General features: G+C 63.4%; 17 protein-coding genes. 3 read left to right on the forward strand and 14 right to left on the reverse strand.

Translation table 11 applies throughout. The features are described 5' to 3' along the window. Nucleotides 1-15: 15 nt before the first annotated feature. Nucleotides 16-390, forward strand: a complete 375-nt coding sequence (locus ACTHNC_RS07115) for a tetratricopeptide repeat protein (RefSeq protein ID WP_440293899.1) — start codon at nt 16-18, stop codon at nt 388-390. Between the two features lie 243 nt (nt 391-633). On the opposite strand, the gene ACTHNC_RS07120 is transcribed toward ACTHNC_RS07115, so the two are convergent. The 11 genes from ACTHNC_RS07120 to ACTHNC_RS07170 form a co-directional block, all read right to left on the reverse strand. Continuing rightward, nucleotides 634-2,202, reverse strand: coding sequence for a helix-turn-helix transcriptional regulator (locus tag ACTHNC_RS07120; RefSeq protein WP_440293900.1), 1,569 nt, complete (start codon nt 2,200-2,202; stop codon nt 634-636). A 22-nt stretch (nt 2,203-2,224) separates the two neighbouring features. Continuing rightward, nucleotides 2,225-2,386, reverse strand: a complete 162-nt coding sequence (locus ACTHNC_RS07125; RefSeq protein WP_440293901.1) for a hypothetical protein — start codon at nt 2,384-2,386, stop codon at nt 2,225-2,227. Nucleotides 2,387-2,610: 224 nt separating this feature from the next. Then, nucleotides 2,611-5,337 (reverse strand): DUF7507 domain-containing protein, encoded by a 2,727-nt coding sequence (locus ACTHNC_RS07130; RefSeq protein WP_440293902.1) that lies wholly within the window; start codon nt 5,335-5,337, stop codon nt 2,611-2,613. Between the two features lie 516 nt (nt 5,338-5,853). After that, on the reverse strand, nt 5,854-7,356 hold the full coding sequence (locus ACTHNC_RS07135) for a LuxR C-terminal-related transcriptional regulator (RefSeq protein ID WP_440293903.1): 1,503 nt from the start codon (nt 7,354-7,356) through the stop codon (nt 5,854-5,856). 215 nt (nt 7,357-7,571) lie between these two features. Next, entirely contained in the window at nt 7,572-8,561 is a 990-nt protein-coding gene (locus tag ACTHNC_RS07140) for a hypothetical protein (protein WP_440293904.1), read from the reverse strand. 653 nt (nt 8,562-9,214) lie between these two features. After that, nucleotides 9,215-13,123, reverse strand: a complete 3,909-nt coding sequence (locus ACTHNC_RS07145) for a DUF7507 domain-containing protein (protein ID WP_440293905.1) — start codon at nt 13,121-13,123, stop codon at nt 9,215-9,217. Nucleotides 13,124-13,904: 781 nt separating this feature from the next. Next, nucleotides 13,905-15,077: a protein kinase family protein gene (locus tag ACTHNC_RS07150; protein ID WP_440293906.1), complete on the reverse strand. Its 1,173-nt coding sequence runs from the start codon at nt 15,075-15,077 to the stop codon at nt 13,905-13,907. 15 nt (nt 15,078-15,092) lie between these two features. Further along, nucleotides 15,093-15,494, reverse strand: a complete 402-nt coding sequence (locus tag ACTHNC_RS07155) for a hypothetical protein (RefSeq protein ID WP_440293907.1) — start codon at nt 15,492-15,494, stop codon at nt 15,093-15,095. A 326-nt stretch (nt 15,495-15,820) separates the two neighbouring features. Then, nucleotides 15,821-16,243: a DUF6527 family protein gene (locus tag ACTHNC_RS07160; protein ID WP_440293908.1), complete on the reverse strand. Its 423-nt coding sequence runs from the start codon at nt 16,241-16,243 to the stop codon at nt 15,821-15,823. Then, nucleotides 16,240-17,427 (reverse strand): ThiF family adenylyltransferase, encoded by a 1,188-nt coding sequence (locus ACTHNC_RS07165; protein WP_440293909.1) that lies wholly within the window; start codon nt 17,425-17,427, stop codon nt 16,240-16,242. Before ACTHNC_RS07165 ends, ACTHNC_RS07160 begins: the two co-directional genes overlap by 4 nt. Further along, nucleotides 17,402-17,695 carry a multiubiquitin domain-containing protein gene (locus ACTHNC_RS07170; protein WP_440293910.1) on the reverse strand — a complete coding sequence of 98 codons (294 nt, stop codon included), beginning with the start codon at nt 17,693-17,695 and terminating at the stop codon, nt 17,402-17,404. The genes ACTHNC_RS07165 and ACTHNC_RS07170 overlap by 26 nt, the downstream gene beginning before the upstream one ends. Nucleotides 17,696-17,855: 160 nt before the next feature. Between ACTHNC_RS07170 and ACTHNC_RS07175 the strand changes: the two genes are divergently transcribed. Then, the gene (locus tag ACTHNC_RS07175; protein WP_440293911.1) at nt 17,856-18,350 is read left to right on the forward strand and encodes a helix-turn-helix domain-containing protein; all 495 of its coding nucleotides are present in this window, start codon (nt 17,856-17,858) and stop codon (nt 18,348-18,350) included. Further along, on the forward strand, nt 18,347-18,904 hold the full coding sequence (locus ACTHNC_RS07180) for an ImmA/IrrE family metallo-endopeptidase (protein WP_440293912.1): 558 nt from the start codon (nt 18,347-18,349) through the stop codon (nt 18,902-18,904). Before ACTHNC_RS07175 ends, ACTHNC_RS07180 begins: the two co-directional genes overlap by 4 nt. Before the next feature lie 39 nt (nt 18,905-18,943). Here the strand turns inward: ACTHNC_RS07180 and ACTHNC_RS07185 are convergent, their stop codons facing one another. From ACTHNC_RS07185 to ACTHNC_RS07195, 3 genes are all read right to left on the reverse strand, one after another. Then, complete coding sequence (locus ACTHNC_RS07185) at nt 18,944-19,669, reverse strand: M48 family metallopeptidase (protein ID WP_440293913.1); 726 nt, start codon at nt 19,667-19,669, stop codon at nt 18,944-18,946. Further along, the gene (locus tag ACTHNC_RS07190) at nt 19,656-22,751 is read right to left on the reverse strand and encodes a type I restriction endonuclease subunit R (RefSeq protein WP_440293914.1); all 3,096 of its coding nucleotides are present in this window, start codon (nt 22,749-22,751) and stop codon (nt 19,656-19,658) included. Before ACTHNC_RS07190 ends, ACTHNC_RS07185 begins: the two co-directional genes overlap by 14 nt. Continuing rightward, the coding region (locus ACTHNC_RS07195) for a hypothetical protein (protein ID WP_440293915.1) at nt 22,739-23,623 on the reverse strand (885 nt) is incomplete at its 5' end. The genes ACTHNC_RS07190 and ACTHNC_RS07195, both read right to left, overlap by 13 nt.

The raw sequence follows: 23,623 nt of genomic DNA on the forward strand, positions 1-23,623 counted from the left end.
GCCCCTTGCGGAGACGTGGCCGACCAGGTGTCGATGTCGGGCTCTGCCGGGGTGGACGGAGCCCTGCAGGCCGCGATCGATCTCGGGTATGAGCGTCGAGATCGCCAGAACATGGATCCGACCATCACCTACTTCCACGAATTGCTCGAGAAGCATCCCGGCAACGCCGTGGTTCTGTACGAAGTTGCTGGCGCGCACGACACCGCCGGTGAAGAGCAGACGGCGCTGGGCTACTACGAGCGCGCTCTATCGGCGGGGTTGGCCGGAGATGTGCTGCGTCGGTGCCTGTGCCAATACGCGAGCACAAACTCCTCACCGTCATCCTTGATCACGACGACACCGACCTCGGACGATGGCGAGAGGGCATGCGCGGGCTCGCCACCTGGCTAGCCAACGGCCGCCCAGAGTGAACAGCGACGGATAGCGGCAAGAAAGTTCCCACAGCACAGGCGGTGTGCGGTGTGCAACTACGAGAGACGCACAGACAACGCGGTGTCGCTTGGTTCGGTGAAGCCCAGTTCGCGATAGAGGTGTTCGCCCGCGGCCGGGGCGGGCGATCGGATCGCCGTGAATCGTATGATCGCGAAGCCAAGATGGTAGTTGCTGTTGGTCGAGTCCTCGTTCGTCGACAGGTTAGTTGTGCTCCTCCAGGAGGCTTCCGCCGTGGGCGACGGCGATGGCGTCCTCTCGGTTGGTGACGCCGAGTTTCCGGTACAGACTTTTGGTGTGCGTTTTCACCGTGTTCGGTGAAACAAACAGTGCGGCAGCGATCTCTGACGCCGATCCGGTGGTCATCAATTGGGCGAGCACGGCGCGTTCTCGCGTGGTCAGTTCCGGTCGTCCGTTCAGCTCGGGGAGGAGTGAGCGCAGCGGTGTTGCCGAGACGACGTCATCGAAGCCGGCGACGGTCAGAGCCGCGGTGACTCGAGCGAAATCTGCTGGTGGCAGCAACGCCAACGGCAGGCGAAGCTGGGTCTCTCTGAGTACGGCACCTAGATGGTTCAGCACACCGTCGGTTCTGCCCTGCGGATGGAGTCTGAGCAGCACAGCAGCTTCGAGGGCCGTCGCCTCTGCCACCGACCGTGCCGGTAAAACAGCTGCTGCTATGGACTCAAGATTCGCCATCGCGGATCCGGTGTGCCCCATTGCGAGCTCGACACGAGCTCGGTCGATGCGCACCTGAGGGTTGTCCCCAGAGGTTCGGCCTACCAGGGCTTTAGCCGTTTCCGGACGACCCAGTCCCAGCTGCAGCAACGCCCGCATCCGGTTCAGCGCACCACTCGCCGAGCCGTGCCGGGCCTCTCTGGCTCGCATCGTCACGAGGGTCTCTAGCTGCGCCAGCGCGCGCCCCGGTTGCCCTTCGACCATGCCCGTCATGGTCTCTACTTGTGCGATCGCGACCCAGTGTTCGATCGAGCGGCGGTCGTGTCGCATAGCGGCCAACTGCTCGCGCGCGCTGGCTGTGTCGAAGCGTTCTAGCGCGAGCATGGTCTCCGCCAGCCGGTAGAACGTGCCGGGGTACATGTCGCGTTGGCGGTCTGTCCATGGTCCGGTGCGGGCGTAGTCGACATGCGACCTTGCCTCCGGGAGATCACCTTGCAAGGCATGGATGCCGGCCAGCATTGCCAGGTTTCCGAACCCGGGCGATGGCGGCTGCGTGGGGGTGATGGCAAGGCCCTTCGTCAGGGCGTCTATCGCAGCCGGTACGTCACCGGCGTAGAACAGCGATACCCCGACCTGCCCATACACGCGTGTCAGTTGGTTGGGTACCTCGAGCTCCGACTCCACGACCCGATCCAGCAACTCCACGGCCTCTTTGGATGCCGCAATGGATCGACGTGGCCGACCGACCAGACGATAAGCGACCCCTGCGGAGGCTCGGATGAACGCTCGATCGATCAGCTCCAGGTCGTTGCGGTCGGCACCGGCGGCGCGAACAGCCCACTGGAAGTAGCGCAGCCCCCGTAACCGGTGAAAGCCCGCGGCGTTGTAGCAGATGCCGAGCATCATCAGTAGCAACGGTTCCGATCGCAGGTCAGCAGGTGGCACGCGTTCCAGCAGCACCCGTGTCACCTCACCGTGTTCGGTGAGGAGGTCGAACCAGCTCTCGCGGACCACCCTCGCCACCCCGCGAACGTCACCGGCTTCCACGCGTTCACGCAGCGCAGCTACATGCTGTCTGCTCTCGCCCACCTCGTTCATGCACACATCACGGGGATCCTAATCAGGATGGCTTGAACGGTCGAACCTGGCTCGAGACACGCATGATGATCGCTCCGCTGAGGATCGCGGCGAAGCCGAGGCTCAGCATCGGACGGAGGCCGTCGATGAGCTGCACCGCCACCATCTGTAGAACGCCGGCGACCACCATGGCACCGGCGATCATCTCGAGGACGTTCGCCCAGCGGCGGCGTAGAAGATGACGGACCGGTCCCGGGGATTCGAGAGCATGTAAGAGTGCGTGTCGGGTCTGGTTCTCGGGGATGGTGGCTCCTCACGGGTGAAAGGTGGCCGGCGCGAAGGGCCAGCACCGCTGGGATGGTGTCCGCCCTCTCCTCCTCCGGAGGGAGGACCAGCGCCAACTCGATTGATGCGAGCCCTCTCGCGTTCTTAGCTCAGTCCGCGGCGTTGGACCCACACTGTGGCGGCGGCGAGCAGTCCGAGGATCACGAGTCCAAGCCCCACCAGGCCACCGGCCCAGGTGTCGCTACCCGTGGAGGCCAGTACGCCGGCCGGTGTCACCGACGCGACTTCGGTCACCTTCGACGTGGACGGGTCGGAGGTGACCGGATCCCCGCCTGTGGTAGTGCCGGTCACGGTGGCCGTGTTCGACAGGGTCCCGGCTGAGGCGAGGTCTGCTGCAACCACCGTGTAGGTGGCAGTGCAGTCGATCTCCTGGCCTGGTGCCAGGGTCTTACCGGACGGGCAGGTCACTGCGAACAGGGTGCCGTGGCCGGTGAAGGTGCCTTCCTTCACCGTCGGGTTGCTGATGTCGACGTTTCCAGTGTTGGTCACCGCGAAGGTGTAGGCGATCACCTGGCCGACCGTGGTTGCCTGCTGGCTGCTGGCGGTCTTCACGAGTGACAGGGCCGGGTGCGGGTTCGTGGGCACCACAACCGGGGGCGAATCGTTCGTCGGCGGGTTCGCCCCCTGCGGTGCTGTGCCGGTCACGTGTGCGGCGTTGCTGATAGAACCGGCATCCACATCCGCCTGCGTCACGGTGTAGGTGGCGGCGCAGGTCTCCACCTGAGCTGGTGCCAGTGTGATTGGCCCGGGCGGGCAGACCAGGGCGGACAAGGTCCCAGTGCCGGTGAAGCCGGTGTCGGTCACCTGCGGGTCCGTGATCGTCACGTTGCCGGTGTTCGTCACCGTGAACGTGTAGGTGATCTTCTCAGCGACCGCAGCCGCAGTCACATCAGCGGTCTTCGCGACTGTCAATCCCGGGGAAGCCGGAATCTGCACCGTCACCGGGTTCGAGGGCACCATCGGCACCGGGGTGTCGTCCGGCTGGTTGGCGGTCACCTGCGCGGTGTTTGTGATGCTTCCGGCATCCACGTCCGCCTGCGTGGCCTGGTAGGTGGCGGTGCAGGTCTCGACCTGGCCCGCGACCAGACTGGTGCTCGGGCAGTTGATCGCGGAAAGGGAGCCTGTGCCGGAGAAGTCGGTGTCCGTAACCTTCACGGTGTTCAGGGTCACGTTCCCGGTGTTCGTCACCACGAACGAATACGTCACCGTCTGGCCGGCGGAAGTGACCGTCGTTGGGTTCGCGGATTTGACCAACGTCATGCCCGGTGCCGGCGTCTCCGGGATCGTCACCGTGGAGTCGTTCGACTTCACGGTGACGCCCTGCGACGTGCCCTCGGCGTCTGCCGTATTCTGAATCGACTTATTGTTCACGTCCGTCTGGGTCAACGTGTAGGTCGTGGTGCACACCTCCTGTGCACCTGGCGCCAGAGTCGTGGACGGGCAGGTGGCGGGCGACAGCGGGTCGCTGCCCGTGAACGTCGATTCGACAATGTGGATGCCGTTCACTGTCACGTTCCCGCTGTTGGTCACCGTGAAGTTGTAGGTGATCTTCTGGCCTGGCTTATAGGCGGCAGCGCCCGACGGGTCGGCCGACTTCACCACACTCAGGGCCGCGGCCGGCGCAGTGGTCGGGGTGTGAGTGGACGCTTCCGGTGATGAAACCGTTTCGCTACTTCCGACTGCGTTGCCGGTGGCGGTTGCCGTGTTGTCCACAGCGCCTACGGTCACGTCACTCGTAGTGATCGTGTAGAGCTGGTCGGCCGAGCAGTCCTCAGACGCACCGACTGCGAGAGTGGGCTGTGGGCAGGTGACGTGGCGGGCCTTGTTGTCGACCACCTCGATATTGGTCATCGGGACCTGGCCGTTGTTGCTCACGGTGAACGTGTACTGGATGGTATCGCCGGCGTCCGTCAGGCCGTCCTTGTTGACGTCGTTGGGGGTTCCGGCGTGCTTCACAAGCTGCAACGACCGGGTGAGTCCGGTGTTGGTAATGCCGCAGATCACGGTGTCGCCGATGCCGACATGAACGGTGGCGGAGGTGCCGCCGGCTCCAGCGGGCAGGCTCGGGTCGGCGGCGCCGTTTCGCGTGCATACCCAGGTTTGTGTGTAGTTGCCGATTGTTCCGCTGGTCGCGGCCTCGGACAGGACGAAGTCCGAACCGGTCGAGTCCACCACTACCGGCACCATGCCAGTGGATGCGGTGGTACCGCCGTTCGTGTTCGCGGTGGCGAGTGTGTTACCACCCGAGTTCGAGACATTGAGTCCGAACGAATCGCCCGCGTAACCGCCGGCGACCGTTTTGCTCAGCTCGACACTGGACAGCAGCACGCCGAACGCGAATCCTTCCAGGCCGCCTCCGTGCATCGTCTGGGTGAAGAAGCTCGGGTTCGTGGCAGCGACGATCGCGTCACCGGTCTTCGCCCCGCCGTTGCCAGTGCACGTGACGGTCGTGGTGCCGACTCCGGCGAATCCTCCACCGCACGCGGTGCCCACAGGGTTGAGGGAACTGATCGGGGAAGAGGCGTGCCACGACAACGACTCGCTGGCGTCGGTTGATTCGGCATCCGCGCCGACGAGCGCGAAACCAGTCAACGAGTTCCCCGACTTGTCGGTCAACGTGATGTTGGTCAGGGAAGACGTCGTAGTCGCACCCGACTGTGTCTGATACAGGGCGGGCTTGCCGGGCACACCGGTGTAGTGGCCGTTGTTGCCCAGATACGCGCCCCCGTATGTCGGGAACGCGTGCGCTGCGATCGGCCCACCTGAGGACGTGATCGTGAACGAGAGCGTGTACCCGCCCGGGATCGACACCGCAAACTGTTGTCCAGCGGCGGCTTGCGTCGCATCGTACGAAGACATGTCGAACCAGCACAACGTGCTGGCATACGTGCCCGTACCCGGTGACGCGAAACCGCACGACTCGGCAGTGGCGGCGCCCGCCGCCTGAGGCGCAAACACGACTGTCGTTGCCGCCGCTGTGCCCAGCGTCAACACCCAAGCGCTGATGGCCGCTACCACCCGCAGCCGTGATGACCGCCGTCGCGGCAAAGAGCCGGCGGCCTTTTCACTCCGCGAAATTCCCGCTGCACGAAAGCGCACGTATCCCCCTCTTGATAAGCGCGTTGTGGACCCCGAAACGCTCAACGCGAGCAGAGGGCACGCACAGTCAATGGGATGGCAGTGGTCCAGGGAAAGCGTTCTCGCCGGATTTCACCCCAGAGTTCACCCTCGCGACCCCCGTTCGGGGCCGCCGCTCACGCGGCGTTCGTCGTGAAGTTCACGTCGCACGCCGCGTCGCTGTTCAGCGGCATCCGACGGTGGCGGACTCTAGAGGGTGTTGCGGGCGAACCAGAGTGCTTCTTCGCGGCTGTGCGCGCCGAGTTTCTGATACAGGGCTTTGAGATGGCTCCTGATCGTGTTGGGTGACACGTGGAGCGCGTGGGCGAGCTCGGGGATAGTGGAGTGCTCGGTCAGGCTCTCGAGTACTTCTCTTTCGCGTCGAGTCAGTCGTGGTCGCGGCCGGGGGGTGAACCGGATCGGGATGTCGTCTGTGGGCTTGTCGAGCAGTGGTGTCAGGAGGGTGCGCAGTGCGGTGGACGCTTGGGCCAGGCAGCTGCGCGCGCCGGAGGTGTTCACCACTGATGCGGCGGCGTGGAGCGTCTGGTCGCTGACGGATTCGCTGGTGGCGAGTTCGGCCTCGGCGTAGAGCACGGCCGCGCCGGCATGTTGCCAGAGCGGGATGGATGTGTCCGCGTCTTCTTCCTGCAACAGCGTGAGGGTGTTTTCGGGGTGTCCTTGGAGCCATTCCTGCCGAGCTCGTGCGAGATGCACTCCCGACCAGTCGGCGGCTAGTCCGGGACGGTTCAGGACTCGGTGAGCTTGCCGCAGATCACCGACCGATTGGTGAAGGGTGGCTAGGTCGGCACGGAGCACAGCTCCGGCCAGTGAGTCCGGGCCGGAGCGGACCCGGTCAGAGACCAAGAGCTGACCGATTTCAGTGATCGACGCCCATTGTTGCCCGGTCAGTATCGCGGTGATCGCGTTCGCGTGCGCCGGCACCCACCACCACGGGTCGGATGCCGCACCGGGGAACTGCTGCATTGCGGGCTGCCGGTTCGGGCTTGCTGTTCCGGCGATGACCAGAACCCGGGAAAGAAGGCCGGGTCGCTGGAAATGGAACCGAACCGTTCCCGGCGGATGGAGTTCGATGTCACTGCCCGCCAGGAGGGTGTTCGCTTGTCGATACTGCTCCACCAGGCTGTAGGCCAGGGCTAGGTGCTCTCTGGCGTATCTGGCGGCGGGGTGTTCCGTGTGCATGGTTGCCCATCGGAGAGCTTCCGAGTAGATGCCGATGGCTGCATGGACGTCTGCAGTCAGGAGCTTCGCGGTGCCGCACAGAATCAGCACCAGAGGTAGAACGTCCTGGAAACCTGTGATGTCCTCGGTTGTACTGATGAGTTCCAGCGTTTCGTCGGCACTGGCTGCCGCATCGATGTATCGCCCGGCCGTCAGGAGCGCCCGAATGATCACGTGCCGCAGAGTCAGCAGGTCGCGGACTGCTGCTGGGTGCTGTGATTCCACCCAGGAGGAGAACCGTCGCTGCACGTGATCGTCGATGAGCATCACCGGACGCCGTGCAGCGGCCGTGAGCGCCTGCGACATCAGATGTCGCGGATGCCGTTCGAACCACTGCTCTGGTGCCGCCTCGAAGATGCGGTCGAGGAGGTCCGGCGAGGTGAAGAGATAGGTCTCGAAGTGTTCGTCAAGAAGTCGGTTCACGGCTTCCCAGTCGCCCGACAAGAACGCATCCAACAGCACAGAGATCTGCACCGAAAACTCCCCACATCGTCAACGACGCCCTAGAAACTTCGTTGTCGACCAAGCAGTCCCTCCGGGCCCTAGCTGACAGCAGCGCGCACTCCAGACAGCAGCGCACTGCGCTCACCTGAGACCCACTAACGGAGAGACTCGAGGTCGCGTCTTCCGCCTATCGGCCGCGCAGCATCGCCAGGATGCAGTGCGAAGGCATGGCGGACCGGATCCGCTCAATCAGGTGTGGAGTCGGTCTCGTAAGTAGGTGTCGATGTACGTCGATCGTCGCCAGGCGGCGCGGAGATCAGGCCGGACCCGAGGCTGGAGAGGGCGAAGTCGGGCGCGGGATTGAAGGCTGAACCGGCTCCGGAGCCGCCGCCGGAGGTCGTGCCGGTGCCCGTGGCAGAGCCCCCGGCCCCCGGAGTGCCAGGCGCAGACGGCGGAACGCGATCGTGCGCCACTGGCACAGTAGCGTCGCTGATCGAAGCGGCAGTTCTGGTGGCCACGACGGACACCGACAGCGACGAGGATCTCTGCACCGCGTTACCCGACGCGGATGCCGGCAGTGCGTTCTGCGGCGACGTCGCCGACGGGCCGGAAGTGAGCGCGGGGACCGCGGTGGTCTGGGAGCCGGTGGACGATCCTTCCGAGGTCACCGGGGGAACGCCGCCACCGGGTGCAGGTGGTGTGAAGACTATGCCCGTTATCGTGCCGATGTTGCCGGCCGCGGCGTCGATGGTTCCCGTCACTGGCACCGTGACCTTGGAGAGTGAGCCGAGCGCCGAACTGATTGTCGGCCCGACCACCGGGACGGAGCCCACCACCTGGTCGACCACGCCGGTGACCGGGGCGAGGGCGTGCGTGATCGACACGGACTGCGTCGCCGTGGTGACGGCATCCGTCACGGGCTGCACAACCTGCTGCACCGGAGCCGGAAGAGACTGCGTCACGGGGTTCACGACGTTCGAGACGGTGGATGTGACCGCGCTGACCGTGTCGGAGACCGGAGCGGTGACGGCGCCGAGCACGTATCCGACGGAGCCCAGCAGGCCGGAACCGGAGCTGGAACTCGACGGGGCCGCCGGCGGAGTCCCCGGTTCATCCGCGGAGGCGGAGTGCGAACCGAACGCGAGTCCGAGCAGCACGAGACCGGCGGCTACTCCGAGCCCGCACAGCAGCAGGCGAAGCAGTCGCGAAGGCGTTCGCGCCTCGAGAATCTCCACGGTCCATCTCCCCGAACTGATGGCTGCGGGCATGACTTTACGTCGTGCACGCGGGCGAAAGAAAGAAACTCAACCCGAATATTGCGAGTGCAGCACACCGGCGGGCGCCAGGGTGTCGTCTGTGCTCGGGGACTGGGTGAGCAGGGTTCGGATCAGCTCCGAGGCCGGGTACGTTTCTCCCTCAACGGGGTCCGTGCCCGCTCCCGCCAGTAGGTGTTGCCGGTTCCAGCGCTCCATGGTCCCATCAGGCAGGTTCGCAAGCTCAGCAAAGGTGCTCGCGGGTATGGGGCCGTCGAAACTCCCGCGGGCGCTGACGCTTCCAATACTGGAATGCAGCGCGACCGCCAGTGCACGTGAACCGATCCCGATGGTGCGGCAGCCACCGAGAAGATGTCGGGTGGTCCGGTATGCGCTCCGCCGATTCGAGCCGTGCGCGGAGCGTTCGGCGGCGATGGCCGCTTGCAGGGTAGCGAGAAGCACGGGTGCCAGCGACCGATTGTCCGGGGGAATGGGATCTCCTTCGGCTCAGATGCTCAACACAGGTTGACGGAGGTTGGAAGGGGATCAGCCGTAGGGCCAGCGCTGATCCCCTCCCGAGTTCGGGGCTCTGGCACCAACCTGAATGGTGCCGGTCACCCCGTTGAGGGCCGTATTCAGTTCAGGCGGTGGCGGCGTTGCATCCACGCGGCTGCGGCGGCGAGGAGACCGAGCACGAGGAGACCGAACCCGAGGAGCCCCGCCGTCCAGATGTCGCTACCGGTCGAAGCAAGCCCCGACGCGGGGGTAGCCGGCGGAACCTCGGTCACCTTTGCAGTGGAGGGATCCGACGTGATCGGGTCTCCGCCCGGTGCCTTGCCGCTCACGGTCGCCGTGTTCGACAGGGTTCCCCCATCGGTCAGGTCGGCCGCGACCACCGAGTAGGTGGCGGTGCAGTCGATGCTCTGCCCAGGAGGCAGCACGCTCGGCCCGGGGCAGGTCACGGCTGACAGGGTGCCGTGCCCGTTGAACGCCCCCTCGTTCACCTTGGGGTCGGTGATGTCAACGTTCCCGGTGTTCGTGACCGCGAACGTGTAGGTCACCACCTGTCCAACCCTCGTCGCCTGCTGGATGTTGGCCGTCTTCACCAGAGCCAGTGCCGCATGCGGGTTGGTGTCCACGGTCACTGTGGAGGGGTTCGAGGTGACCGGTTCATGGTTCGGCGGATTGCCGGTTGCCGTCGCGGTGTTCGTGATCTTTCCGGAATCGATGTCCGCCTGCGTAGCGGTGTAGGTCGCGGTGCAGGTAGTGGAATCACCCGGCTGCAGCACAACACCCTGGGGGCAGTCGATCACGGACAGCTGTCCGGTCCCGGAGAACGTCCCATCGGTCACGGACGGGTCCGTGACCGTCACATTTCCCGTGTTCGTGATCTTGAACGAATACGTGATCTGCTGCCCGACCTCAGCCGCCGTCACATTCGCCGTCTTCACGAGGGACAGCGCCGGTGTCTGCGTCGCGGTCACGGTAGCCGTGGACGGAGTCGAGGTGACCGGGTTGCCGCTCGGAGGGTTCCCCGCCGCCGTGGCGGTGTTGGTGATGACACCGACGTTCACATCAGCCTGCGTCACGACGTAGGTGGCGGTGCAGGTCTCGAACTGGCCGGACACCAGCGTCGTCTCCGGACACGTGATCGCCGACATGGTCCCGGTGCCCGTGAAGCTGGTCTCATTCACGGCGGGGTTCGTCAGGGTGACGTTTCCGATGTTGGTCACCAGGAACGAGTACGTCACGGTTTGTCCGGCCGCGGTCACGGTTGTCGGGTTGGCGGACTTCACCAGCGAGATCGCCGGCGCCGGGGTCTCCGGAATCGTCACCGACGAGTGGTTGGACTCTACCGGAGTGTTCGATCCCTGAGAGGTTCCGTCCGCTACTGCGTCGTTGGTCGTGTGGCCGGCGTTCACGTCAGCCTGGGTCAGCGTATAGGTGGCGGTGCAGATCATTTGCACGCCCGGATCCAGGCTGTTCGATGGGCAGTTCGGTTGGTCAAGTTTTCCCTGCCCGGTCACCGTCCCGGTTCCCGAGAACGAGGACTCGTTGATGGTGATGTTGTTCATCGACACTTGGCCCGTGTTGGTCACCGCGATGTGGTAGGTGATCGTCTGTCCTGGGGTGTAAGCGGCCGCATCCGACGGCGACGCGGACTTCACCAGGCTCAGCGACGGAGCAGGGGCCGTGGTCGGCGTGTGCGTCGTAGACGGATTGGACACGATCACGGTGTTCGACCCGGGCGTTGTGCCCTGCGCGGTCGCCGAGTTGTCCACTCCTCCTGCGGTCACGTCGGCTGCCGTGATGGTGTACGGGTTCACTGCGGTGCAGGTCTCGCTGCCGCCCGGCGCCAGCGTCGTTTGCGGACAGTTGACCGCGCCCGCCTTCGTGTCGGTCACTCCGACGTTGTGTAGTGTCACATGCCCTGTGTTGGTCACCGTGAACGTGTACTGGATGGTGTCTCCCGCATCGGTGAGACCATCCCCGTTCACATCAACTGGTGGACTGGCGTACTTCTGAATGGAGATGCCTGCGCACGCCGAGGTGGGCACGAAGTCGAACGAGGCGACACCGGAGGTCGTACCAGCAGGCGCATCCGAGACCCCGTTCGCGCCCGTGGTGACCACGTTGGCGGTGTTCGAGATTACGGTCCCTTCAGGCGGGCACACGTTCGCCACTGTGGTGCTGAAGCAGGTCTGGATCGGGTCGCCGTTCCAGGTCAACTCGATGCGAGACGCGTTCACGGCAGCGGTGTTCGTGACTCCGGCGAAGTTGACCACCGCCGTCAGAGTGGAGGTGGCGCCGGTTGTCGGAATGGAGGAGATATCCAACGTCGGTGGAGTGCCGCTAGGGAACGCGACGTTGTTGAAGCCGTTGACCGCGTTGCCGTTGGCATCCTGAAGCGTCACCGTCGCACCGTAGTATTCGGAGCCAGTGAGGCCAGGCAGAGTAACCGCACCCCATGACGCGACATGTCCCGTTTGCCCGTCGCAGTAGTACTGCGACGGGGTCAGCTTGACGTTCTGCGAAGCGGTGGTGCAGGGACCGCCGGTTTCCGCGTTGAAGATCGAGATCTGCGCACCATCACCATTCGATGCCATGCAACCTGGCAAGTTCTCCAGCGGCCGCACGGTATAGCCACGCAGGTTCGCAGGGCTAGTGGTGAACGCAGCACAGTTCTGTACCTTGGTGCCGCCGACCAGTGGGCGGGAGAAGTCATAGCATGCATCCACGTCACCATTGGCCGTGTAGTACTTCGTACCCACGAGCACACCGGTACCGAAACCGTCGTTCGTTGCTGGCGAGAATGCGAAGCTGGTCTGGCTCCATGGGTTCGCCAGCGGGGCACCGGTCGTGGAGAAGCAGACTGAATCGTAGACAGCACAACCGCCCAGGACCGTCCCCGTCGAAGAGACCACCGGGAACACCTCACTGCCGTGCGGCCCTGGACCGCCACCGGTGAAGATCGGGAAGTTCGGGCACACTGCCTTCGTCGTTGTGTCGTAACAGCTCAAGTACTCTTTCGTTCCGGTGGTGTCCACGTAGGACACGTAGACGTAGCGGCCGAAGGTGTCGAGCTCGGGATTGGCTGCCTGCGCCATCGGCTGGCCGGCGGTAACCGTGGTCGAACCACAGGATGCGCCGGCCGGAGTGACGCAGTGCATGTCACCACTCAGGTCGACGTAATAGCGGTTGCCATCGGTAGCGGCGATGCCGTCACCAGAGAGCGAGTACCCGCCGACCGTCGTCGTACCCAGCTGGGTAAAGCCGCAGCTGGTCAGCGCGTTCAGGTCCAGGCACTGCAGCCCGAACGGGTTACCGCTGGGCACGTTCTGCGACACCGGCCAGTACAGGCGCCCGTTGGAGATGAACGAACCGTTCACCAGATCCGAGAAGTACGTCGTCGACGAGCCCGTTCCCAATGGGGTGCCGGGAGTCGGGTCCACATAGGAGGACTGTGACGGCCAGCCAGGACAGATGCCCCCGGCGAGCGTCGCACAGAACACGACCGTGGGGCTGCTGTTGTGGTGGAAGACCGTGTACACGTTGCCGAGGTACCCCTCAACGCTGTATCCGTCACCGCCGGGGGTATTGAACGTGACCGCTGCGGCGGCGAAGTTGGCCGACGACGCGTTCGTCGTTCCGGCGGGGACCGTTCCCGTTGCGCCGACGCCGTTCACGGCGGCACCGGCGGGAGGATTGCCTGCGGTCCAGTTCGCGCCGCCATCGGTCGAGTACTGCGGCGACAGGCTCGGCGGAGTCTTCAATGAGCCGGGCACGTAGTTCTGCAAGCCCGTGATCGCATCCGTCTGATTGACGGTCGCGGCAGCGCCGGTCTTGTTCGTGTAGTGCAGGACCCAGTTGAGGGTGTCCGACTGCTGGGTGGTGCCGGTGGTCCCCGTGGAAGAGTCGGTGCTCGTGCCGGTGGCGGTAGAGGTGCCGGTCTTCGTCAGCGTCGACGCGGCACTCGCGGCCGCAAGCTTCACTGAGGCAGCAGTCGCTGCCTGCGGCGTCAGCGTGACTGTCGTCGCGGCCACCACGCCCACCGCTAAGACCAGAGCACCCGCCGCCGCCGTGGTCTTCAACCACACCGACGACAACAGCGGAAGCCCACCCCTGTGCCGTGCCTTACGTGAATACCCTGCCCAGAAACGCATGGGCTCCCCCACTTCACATGCGGGTAAGCCCCACGCACACCCGAATTGAGCGTGATTCCCCGCAACCCGGGATAAGCAAAGAGGAACAAGCACACCGGGCGATAGAGCGCCGAGCGGAAACCACCCCAAATCTCACCCCCTTACCCCTTATTTAGGGGTAAGGGGGTGAGCCGGGGGCGTTCCGAAGTATCCCTCTGTCAGCATGGGCCGCGCGGGAGGACATGGCCTGGGGGAGAGGCGGTCTTCGGAGGCAGCAGGTTGTCGTTACTGGTACACGTCACCATGGAGGCGGGCTTGACGAGCAGCTGTTCATCGCCTCCGCGTGGTCAGTGAGGTGAGAGGATCTGACCTACTGTGTCGAAGTCGGCATGCGCGATGTCGGGAGCCTCGACGCCGCGACGCTTTCGCGCTACGCGCACGGTTCCTTTTGCCACCGCCATGTGGCATACATCGAGCTACATGTAGGTTCCGCGGCGAGATGACGGAGGGCACCGGAGATTCCACGCTATTTGGCGACGATTTGGTCCCTGGATCCCGCGGAAGATGGCGGATTCCTACACGCACTCGGGCGAGGGTCATTTCACAAGGGAGTCCGATTGCAACGCTTTCGATTGCATCGGGGGTCTTCTCCGGGTGCGCTCCGGCTGCCCTTGCGGCGTTTCTAGGCCGGCGCCTGGGTCGGAGTCGTCTCAAGCCGTTCGACCTCTGCGATCAGATCGAGAACTGACCCGTAGCGCGCCGAGTAGTCGGGCGACGTGCATCTCTGGATGATGAGCCCCACCTCATCCGGCCTCACTCTCAGTGACTCCGTGCCGGTGAAGATGTAAGACAAGACCCACCCGATCGAGTAGATCTCGTTCCCGATGGCATAGTCCTTGAAGCGATCCAGCAGTGGATCGCGGATCGTGCCGCGCATCTCCGTCTGCGTGCGGGTGAAGGTCGATGTCCGATCCTTGACAAGTCCGAAGTCGCTCAGCTTAACGAGGACGGCACCGCCGTCGAAAACCTTGAGCATTACATTCTGCAGGCTGATGTCCCGGTGGAGAAGATCTTTACCGTGGAGATAGTTGAGGCCGTAGAGGATCTGCAGTGCGATGCGCTTGCGTGAGGCGAAGCCCAAGGACCCGTTCCTCTTGGCGATGTACTCACGCAGCGTCTCTTCGCAGAACTCCATGCGATATTCGTTCCGCTCCTCGTCATACCGGTAGACCTCGACGACGTAAGGGAAGCTCAGCTTCTTCATGACCTCGAACTCCTGGCGGAAGCGCGCGAGGTCTCGCTCGTTCAGGCCTCTCTTCGCGCGCTTCACTGCGATCCTGATCCCGTAGTCGGGGTCGATGTAGGAATACACGTTGGCGTAGGACCCCTCGCCGATCATCGTGAGCTTCGGCCGTAGCTCGCTCTTGCGTAGATCGACAGTGGTGGAGGGGCGGCTGAACACTGGCGCATACTTCTCGATCGCGATCTGCGCGAAGTCGTCCGGCACCTGGCTGCCGCCGCTTGGCGAGAGCCAGGGCTCGCAAGCTTCGATCGCTGCCTGGTAGCCATCATCAAGCTTCACCTCGACGCCGACACGCGAGAGCAGGTGGCGATCCTGATTCAGCTCTTCGATCAGGGTAAGTAGATCCCGACTGTTGTCCGCCCAATAGTGATGAGTGCTCCTGGCGCGGTCATTGATGCTTTCGAAGTGATGGTTCAGGCGCTTGTGAAGGACTGAGAACATATGCCCGAACTCGGGGTCGTCCTCGTACAGCCGATCGAACGTCGGCGATGAGGCTTTGTCCTGGTATCGCGCCTTCAGATCGGAGACCGCGAGCTCGAGCGGCGTTGCCACAGCACCCCATTTCGATCAGACGGGCATAGCCACCGGCGCGTCACCCTGCATCTGAATGTCGTAGCCCCGCCCGTGCTCGCGGTCGATCAGTTGGACGATACCGTGACGCGGCACGGTCACGGCTCCACTGCAATGGGGAACGCGATAACCGAACCCACCATGCTCGTGGAGCACGCCACAGAACGGACACTCGATCACGACTGAGGGCTCGGTACTCCGCAGACTGCGGGTAACGCCCACCTTTTTGTCGTAGGAGGCCGTCTTGTAGGCGAAGAGTCGGAGCGGCTTGCCTAGCGTCTGCGGATAGTCGACCACAAGCCAGGTGCCGCAGCCTTTGCATTGGCCGTGCACGCCCTTCCGTGCCTCTCCGTTCCAACGAGTCACACACTTCGGGCAGGTGAGTTCTGTCGAGTTCAAGTTTGGCTCCTTTCGTCGGCGCGACACTACTGGGTCCACCAACACCCTCGAAACCCCCACTTCACGCGACGATCGATCCGAGGAGTGCGGCATGTTGCCGACCAGGAATGTCCGTAAGCCCGACCCCTCAGCGCGCCGAGTCAAGCGTGGAGTGAATTGCTGTGTACCCCTGTTCTCTAAGTGAGCGATCTGCGGCCTCGGTTTCGCCGCGCAGCATGGCGGTGTCTCCCGCAACCTGTTGCTCGGCGAGCAGGATCGCGCGGTGCCCGGCGTCAGATCATATGACGACGTGTGTTGCGAGGCCTTCGACGGACTGCGGAGTGACATCAGCGGTGTCGGCGCCCTTCGCGACGGAACATGCCGGTAACCCGGTCAAGCCAGCTTCGAGTGTGATGCGCGTCATCCGGAATGGAGGGCCGGTTCAATTCGAGATCGTCACGATGGCGTGCCCGCACCGACGCATCATCGCTCAGGGGTTCGAGCCAGATGATGCCGTTCTCGCGGATAAAGTAGTGGGACCGGCAGGCCAGGCCCGTGTTGCCGATCGAAGGGTTCAAAGTGACGGTGTCGCCGTCGAAGGTCAGCTTCCAGCGTTTCGGTCTCAGGGAGATGGTGACTTCTTCTCCGCATCCGCACGCGCACAGGTGGGACACGGTGGCGTACTCCGTAGAGACGTACAGGACTCCGGGTTCCATCTCGGCGAGCGGGGGAATGGTCTCGGTGAACTTGGGCTGCAGTCGCGTGATCAATCCGCTGCGACCTCGTTGAGCAGGTGGTTGCCATCGATCGTGAACAGCGAGTGGTGTTCGGCTTCGAGGTCGCGGTAGAAGCCGTTGAGCTTCTTCCACTTGATCACGGCCAGCGATGCGCCGAGTGCGTTGAGTTCGACGACTTGGATGTTGCTCGAGTAGATGTCCTCTCCGGCGTCGTTCAGAGGGATGAGGTCGCGTTCGTGCACGTGCTTGCGCACGCGTGGGGTGCTGGTGGTTACCCGCAGCGTTCCGCCGATCTGCTCGTTGTCGTCGAGGCTCAGCCCCATGCCCGTGTCGATGTAGCTGATACCCAGCTGCTCGAGCCGTTCGAGGAGCGCGTCTTTGCCGTCGAAGGCGTCCGTGCACAGGAAGACCATGTCGAAGCCGCTCAGATCGTCTGCGTTGTCCTTGCTCAGCCGCACCGGGTGCCGGGTGATGCGCTTGTGGGCGTGGTCGTAGATTCCGGCGAGGTAGTCGATCTTCAGCTTCTTCTCGCTGAGGTCGGCCTGGGTGGGGAAGCCTGGGCTGCGGTATGCGTTGTGCTGGATGAACTCGTCGTCGTCGTACAGGTGGATCTCGGCCACGCGGGTCTTGGCGACGAAGTCCAGCACGTAGGAGCCGGTGCCGCCGAGGCCGACGATGGCGATGCGCTGCCCCTTCAGGCGTGCGGCTGGCGCGAGGATCCCGGCGCGGCTGGAGGCGGTGTCCTGGAGGACGAACGGCGAGTCGTCTTCGACGTCCTGATGAACCGGGTACGTCCGGGCTGTCGCCGCAGGGTCGAGCGCGGCGGCACTGTCGGCCAGAAGGTGGGCGTAGTGGGTGAACTTGTGGTGGAAGTCGTCGTAGTGCCCAGAGTCGGGCTTGCTCGACAGGTACCAACTTGCGTTCAGGCCGTCGCCGATCGACTGGGCGTTGGGTCTGTTGACGACCGCGGTCAGGCGCTTCCCCGCGGCGTCGGCCGGGTAGTCGCCGGTGAAGTAGACGGTGTGGTCGCGCTGGATGGCTGTATCCCCGTCGAGGTCGAAGGGCGCGGAGAGGATGCCGTCGTGCTTGACCTCACCGAACTCGTTCACATACGGCACGTGCTTCACGCGGATGAATCCGTCGCTGGCCTCGATGTCGTAGCCCTCGTCGCGCAGCCGGCGCAGGTCGGCGCTACGAGCGATTGGTGCGTTCGACATTGAAGACCATCTCCTCCTTGATCCGCACGCTCTGCCCGGCCGCGAGGGTGCCCTCGCGGTTCTCTGCTGGGCCACGTCGGTAGGTGACGGTGAAGGCCTTGTCCTCGCCTTGCACACCGGGGAACGCCAGCCGAATGAGTTCCTCGTAGCTGATCGAGTCGCCGAAGACCTCATGGCGGCGCCCATTGATCATGATCTGGACGGGCTTGGGGTGGTGGTCGCCGGGGTGGCCGGCGTGCTCGCGGTTGTCCGCGTCTTCCAGAGCCATGGCGGCTCCTTCCTGTCGGATGCCACCGACTTTCGGCGACAATAGGAATGTATCAGCAAAGCGGCATTGCAGGACAACACGGTCACGGGCGTGTCACCAAAGCTTCACTCTGTGGCTAAACTCGGTCTCATGCTGACCTCAACGACTGACAATTGAGTTCATGAGCGACCAGCCCAACGACAGGGTCGAGCGGTTCGACACCGCCGGCCTCGCCCAGCTGCTACGCGAGCGCCGTAGCAGGCTCTCGCTCCGCCAGGCCGCCGCAGAAGCGGGGGTGTCCTTCTCGACATTTTCCCGCGTCGAAGGCGGATCCCAGCCCGACCTTGTCTCCTTCACCAAGCTCTGCGCATGGCTCGGGCTCCCGCCAAGCCAGTTCTTCACCCCGGTCGCGCAGCGGGAGACCGATCCGATCGACTCCGTGATTACGCACCTCTACGAGGACCGACGGCTCACTCAGGAGAACGCAAGCAAGATCGGCTCCGTCCTGCGCGACCTCTACAACGCTCTCGCTGCACCGGCACCCGAGTCGATTTTCGTCGCCTGCCACCTCCGGGCTGCCCCCTTGCTCCGGCCCGGGGTCTCCGAGCGGCTCAGCTCCGCGCTATCCGACATGGAGAACGAACTGGAACGGCTCGTCGCAGTCGGTGAGCTGTGACGCTGCCGCGGGGGTTCAAGGCAAACGCCGAGCGAGAAGCGACCCGTCTGCGCAACGAGCTCGACCTCAAGCCTTCCGATCCCTTGGACATGTTGCGGCTTGCTGAGCACCTCGGCGTAAAGGTCATCGCCGGGGACAGGCTCATCGAGAGATCACGTTTCGAGGAGCTTGAAGCGCTCCAAGTCGGTGTCTTCTCCGCGGCGACCTTCGAGGTACGCGGGCGCAAGGTAATCGTCACGAGCCCGCTTCAATCCTCCGGCCGGCTCAACAGCGACATTGCACATGAGCTCTCGCACATCCTCCTAAACCACACTCTCTCTGAGATCCGAGAAGTCGCCGGAGTGCCATTCCGAACCTGCCGTCCCGAGGAAGAAGAACAGGCGACCGCCTTCGGCGGGACGCTCCTCTTACCGCGACCACTCCTACTGTCAGCAGCCTGGCGCAATTCGGCACGACCAGAACTCGTGGCACAGCGCTACGACGTATCGCTCGACATGGCTCGCTTCCGCATCAATACCACGGGAGTCCAAAAGCAGGCGCAGCGCTCCCACTGACAAACCCCTGCAGGGAGACACGCAGAGAACGAGGCGGCGCTAATCCACCCACTCCTCGTCCGCGAGCGGAGCACCGTTCAATTCATCGCGGCGCGATCGCCAGTCCGGCAGGAATTGGTCCATGAGCGCTACGAAGCGCTCTCCATGGTTTCGTTCGTGGAGGTGCGTTAGCTCGTGGACGATGATGTATTCGAGGCAGCGCGGGTTCTTCTTGGCTAGCTCAGGGTTGAGCCAGATCGTGCGGGAGTGGGTAACGCACGTGCCCCACTTCGTCTTCATGCGTCGCACCACGATCTTGTCGGCCTCAACACCGATGATCGGCTCCCACTTAGCGAGCACGGGGGTCAGGGCAGCCTTGAGCTCACGGTGGTACCAGCGCTCCAGCGTCGCGCGTTTGCCGTCGCTGTCGGTTCCGGGCGGCGTGACCACCCAAAGCGTTTGTCCTTTTGTTTCGACGCGGAAGTTGCCGGAGATGCGGGAGGTGTCCAGGCGGTATCGCTGGCCCCAGACGTAGTGGGTCTCGCCGGATTGCATCTCGCGCTTGGTCTGACGGTCGGCGTTCTGCAGCTGCCCCCGTTGCCGTTTGATCCACGGCAGCCGCTGGATAACGGCTAGGCGAATCGTGTCCTCGCCAGTCGTCTCCGGGGCTGCGACGCGCACACGGCCGAGGGGCGGATAGACCGAGATATGCAGGTTCTTGATGTCCTTATAGACGACATCGACACCAACGCCTGCGACGGTGAGGTAGGCACTAGCGGTACTCATGGTGCTCCTTCAGAAGCTTCAGGAGCTCATCGAGCCGCTCGACTTCGAACCCGTCAGGCAGTTCACGTCGGAGCACTCGAGCCAGGGCGCGCTCCTTGATTGGGCTGCTTGCCCAGTCGTGTTCCTTGTTGTTCTGGATGACGTCGCTCAGGTACTCAACGTCGATGACGATGTCGCTCGGCCAGCTGAAGTCGACCAGTGCCCGACGAGCCGGCGTCGATGCCCAAGCAGGGTAGGCGGTGTCCGACTCCTTCTTGCCGACCTGAGCCGTCAGGGAGAGGAGGTCATTGAGGAAGTCGGCGTAGGCCTCGGCTTCCTCTCGGCGGCGCTCGATGATGGCGTCGAGCAGGGAAGACATCCGGTCGTAGTATTTCGGGTTCAATGCCCGTTCGTCCACAATGGTCTTGCGGACGTTGTTGATGATGGTCTCCGCCACGACGTCGGGGTTCTTGCGAATGCCCTCCGGCAACGTGTCGATAGCCCAGGCACCGCGATCGACGATCAACTGAACCAAGCCTTGGTCCAGAGTCGCCACCGTCTCTGACGGCTCAGCCAGGATGTAGGTGTCGAGCAGCGAACGCATACCTGCCTCGAACTGCTTCATGTCGATGTTCTCTCCAGCACCACGTTCGACCTCATTGCGGACGGCAACGTAGTGAGCGACCTCGCTTTTGATGGAAGCCGCTTCGACAGCCGTATAGCCAGCCGGCTCCATATCGTTCGCCAGGGCGCCGTATGCACGGACTAGCGATGCGACCGACTTGTACAGCTCGACACGCTTTGGCTCGTTGAGCTTGATCTGCTCCGCATCGCCAGGTTCGTGGGAGACGAAGTAGTGCTGGTCCTCCAGCGTTCCCTTCGGCGGAGCCACGGGTTCGCAGAGGGCACGAACCCGTTCCAGTGCCTCGTCCAGATCTTGTCGATCCTGTTCGGTGCGGTCCTTGAGCAGTCCCTCGATGTCTTCCTTGGCGTAGCCGTCGAGGGCGCCGGAGGTGTAGTCCGAGATGGCTTGATCCAGCGACTTGAACAGGTCGCGGTAGTCGATGACGTAGCCATACGTTTTGTCGTCACCGTCGAGGCGGTTGACGCGGCAGATGGCCTGGAACAGGCCGTGGTCCCGCATCTTCTTATCGATGTAGAGGTAGGTGGCGCTCGGAGCGTCGAAGCCGGTCAGGAGCTTGTCCACCACGATCAGCAGCCGCATCTGGCCAGGTTCCTCGATGAAGCGACGCTTGACGTCCTTCTCGAACTCCTCGATTCGCAGCACCGCCTGGTCTGCCGACTCGCGGAAGTAGTCCGCCAGCATCTGGCGGTAGATGTCGTATTTGATCAGCTCTTCGTTGTCGCCCGTGCCAGCGTCCTCTTTCGAGATCGAGGTAGCGGTCGGGACGTAGCTCGACACGATGGCGACCTTGTCCTTGAAGCCCGCCTGGACGAACATCTCGTAGAACTTGCATGCCTGGTAGACGCTCTCGCTCACCAGCATCGCGTTGCCGCGTCCAGACAGCAGGCGAGGCTCACGTTCGAAGTCCATCAGGATGTCCTGCACGATCATGGCGGCACGCGAACGAGCCGACACGACCTTCTGCATGGTGCCCCACTTCTTCTTGAGGCGTGCCTTGCTGAGGTCAGTCAGTCCCTTGGTCTTGATGTCAAACCACTTGTCGACTTGCTCCGGGCCGATCAGGTCCTGGTCGATGTTGCGAGCCGTGTAGCGCAGGTCGAGCACCACGCCGTCGCGGACAGCTTCATCGAACTTGTAGGTGTGGATGAACGAGCCGAAAGTCTCGATGCTTGTCATCTTGTCGGCCTTGAGCAGCGGCGTCCCGGTGAAGCCGATGAACATCGCTTCCGGCAGCAGGGCGGTCATCGCCTTGTGCAGCTTGCCGCTCTGAGTACGGTGCGCCTCGTCGACGAATACGAACAGGTTGCCCTTGGCCTTGAAGTCGGCCGGGATGCGGGAGCCCACCTCCTTGATGAACTCGTCGCTGTCGGTCTCGTCCGCGTCGTCAGTCTGGTCGCCAGAGCGGAACTTGTGGACGAGCGAGCAGAGCAACCAAGGCTGGCTCTGGTTGAGCTTGCCGATCAGGTCAGCGCCCGAAGTCGATCGATAGATCGACTCGTTGACGCCGCCGAAGACCTTCTCGATCTGCTCATCGAGTTCGGTGCGGTCGGTGATAATCAGCACACGGGCATCCGTCTGGTGCTCACGAATCCACTTCGCCAGCCAGACCATCGTCAGGCTCTTGCCCGAGCCCTGTGTGTGCCAGATGATGCCACCCTCGCGGCTGCGGACGCGCTCTTGAGCCGCCTTGACGCCGAAGAACTGGTTGTGTCGGGCAGTCTTCTTGACCCCCGAGTCGAACACGATGAAGTCGTGGATGATCTCCAGGAACCGATCCTTGGAGCACATCTGGAGCAGGGAACGGTCGAGCGGGTTCGGCTCCTCGCCGGACTCCTTCCACTCGAGCCAGTACTTCTCGGGCGTGTCGATCACGCCGTAGCGCAAGCCCTCGACGTCGTTGCCTGCGAACAGCAACTGGACGGTCGTGAAGAACGGCCGCACGAAGTGCTGCTTCTGGTTGCCGATGTTCTGGCGGATTCCCTCGCTGACGCTGACCCACGAGCGCTTCAGCTCGATCACGCCCAGTGCGATGCCGTTGATGTAGAGCACGATGTCGGGGCGCTTGGTGTGCTCGCCCTTGATGGTGACCTCCTCGGCCACCACGAAGTGATTGGCCTGCGGATTCTCCCAGTTGATCGGCCAAACCGTCTCGGTGGTCTCGCCGACGTCGCGCTTGACCTTGACGCCGTAGCGAAGCAGCTCGTAGAACTTACGGTTCGAGTCGTAGAGCCTCTGTCCATCCGCCAGAGAGGCGGCGGTCAAAAGCTGCGAAACCGCACGACGAATCAGCTCGTCGTCGTAGCCGCGCGCCTTCAGGTTCTGGATCAGCAGAGCCTCGTCAATGTTGCGGTTATCAAGATCCTCGCGGTTGCCGCCGTACTCGTAATCGAGCCGATCACGGAAGAGGGCCACGATGCGGTTCTGCGTCTTGCGTTCGATCTGACCTACGGTACCCATGCTGCGACCTCCTCGGTGAGACGCGTACGGCCGGTCAGCAGCTCCTGCATCATGCCCTGCTTGATAGCCCGAGCAGACTCGAGGCGACGTTCCAGGGCGGCGATCTCGTCATCGGCATCACTGAGAGCAGCGACAATCTGCCGCTGCTCATCGACATCAGGAAGCAGGAACATTCGTTCGCGAAGCATTCCAAAATGCCTGTTGTATCCGGTTGCCTCAACGGGGTTCAGTTCCAGTAAGTAGGCGATGAAGCGAATCTTGACTGCATCCGTGCGACGCGATCGAAGCACCTTCGTCCCATCTGCTCCTACGACGAAGACGAAGTCTACGAACTTGGTGATTGTCGTGTGGTCACCGAAGACCAGAAGTCCGTCTTGACCAGGTTGAATGGCCGGCAGGTCGGTGTCGACGTATCCGGCAACGTAGGCCTTCCCCTGGTCAATAACCGGAATCGTCCCCGACTCGCCGTACCGGCTTGCATCGACTCGCGAATTGCGAGTATTCACCGTTACAACAGCCTGTTCAAATGTCAGCGATGCCCATTCTCCAGAGAAGCCGTCAAGTCGGATCCGACCGGTCAGCAGTTCCTGCATCAGCCCTTGCTTGATCGCGCGCTTCTTATCGATGAGCTTCCGGAGCGAGGCAATCAGCTCGTCAGCATGCGACAGAGCCTCGACCACGCGCTCCTGCTCTGCGAGAGTCGGAGGCACGAGCAGTGGGATCGTACGCAAATGAGTGCCATTGAGGGAAGGCAGCGCACCGACAGCGACGAGTGAGCCGAATCGAAAGTTCGTAAGCGCATAGTGAACGAACCGCGAACTTGCGATCTGGCGGTCAACGACGAAGGCTGCCATGTTGTTGTCGATGCAACT

Source organism: Humibacter sp. (genome assembly GCF_051954055.1).
Lineage (GTDB): Bacteria > Actinomycetota > Actinomycetes > Actinomycetales > Microbacteriaceae > Humibacter.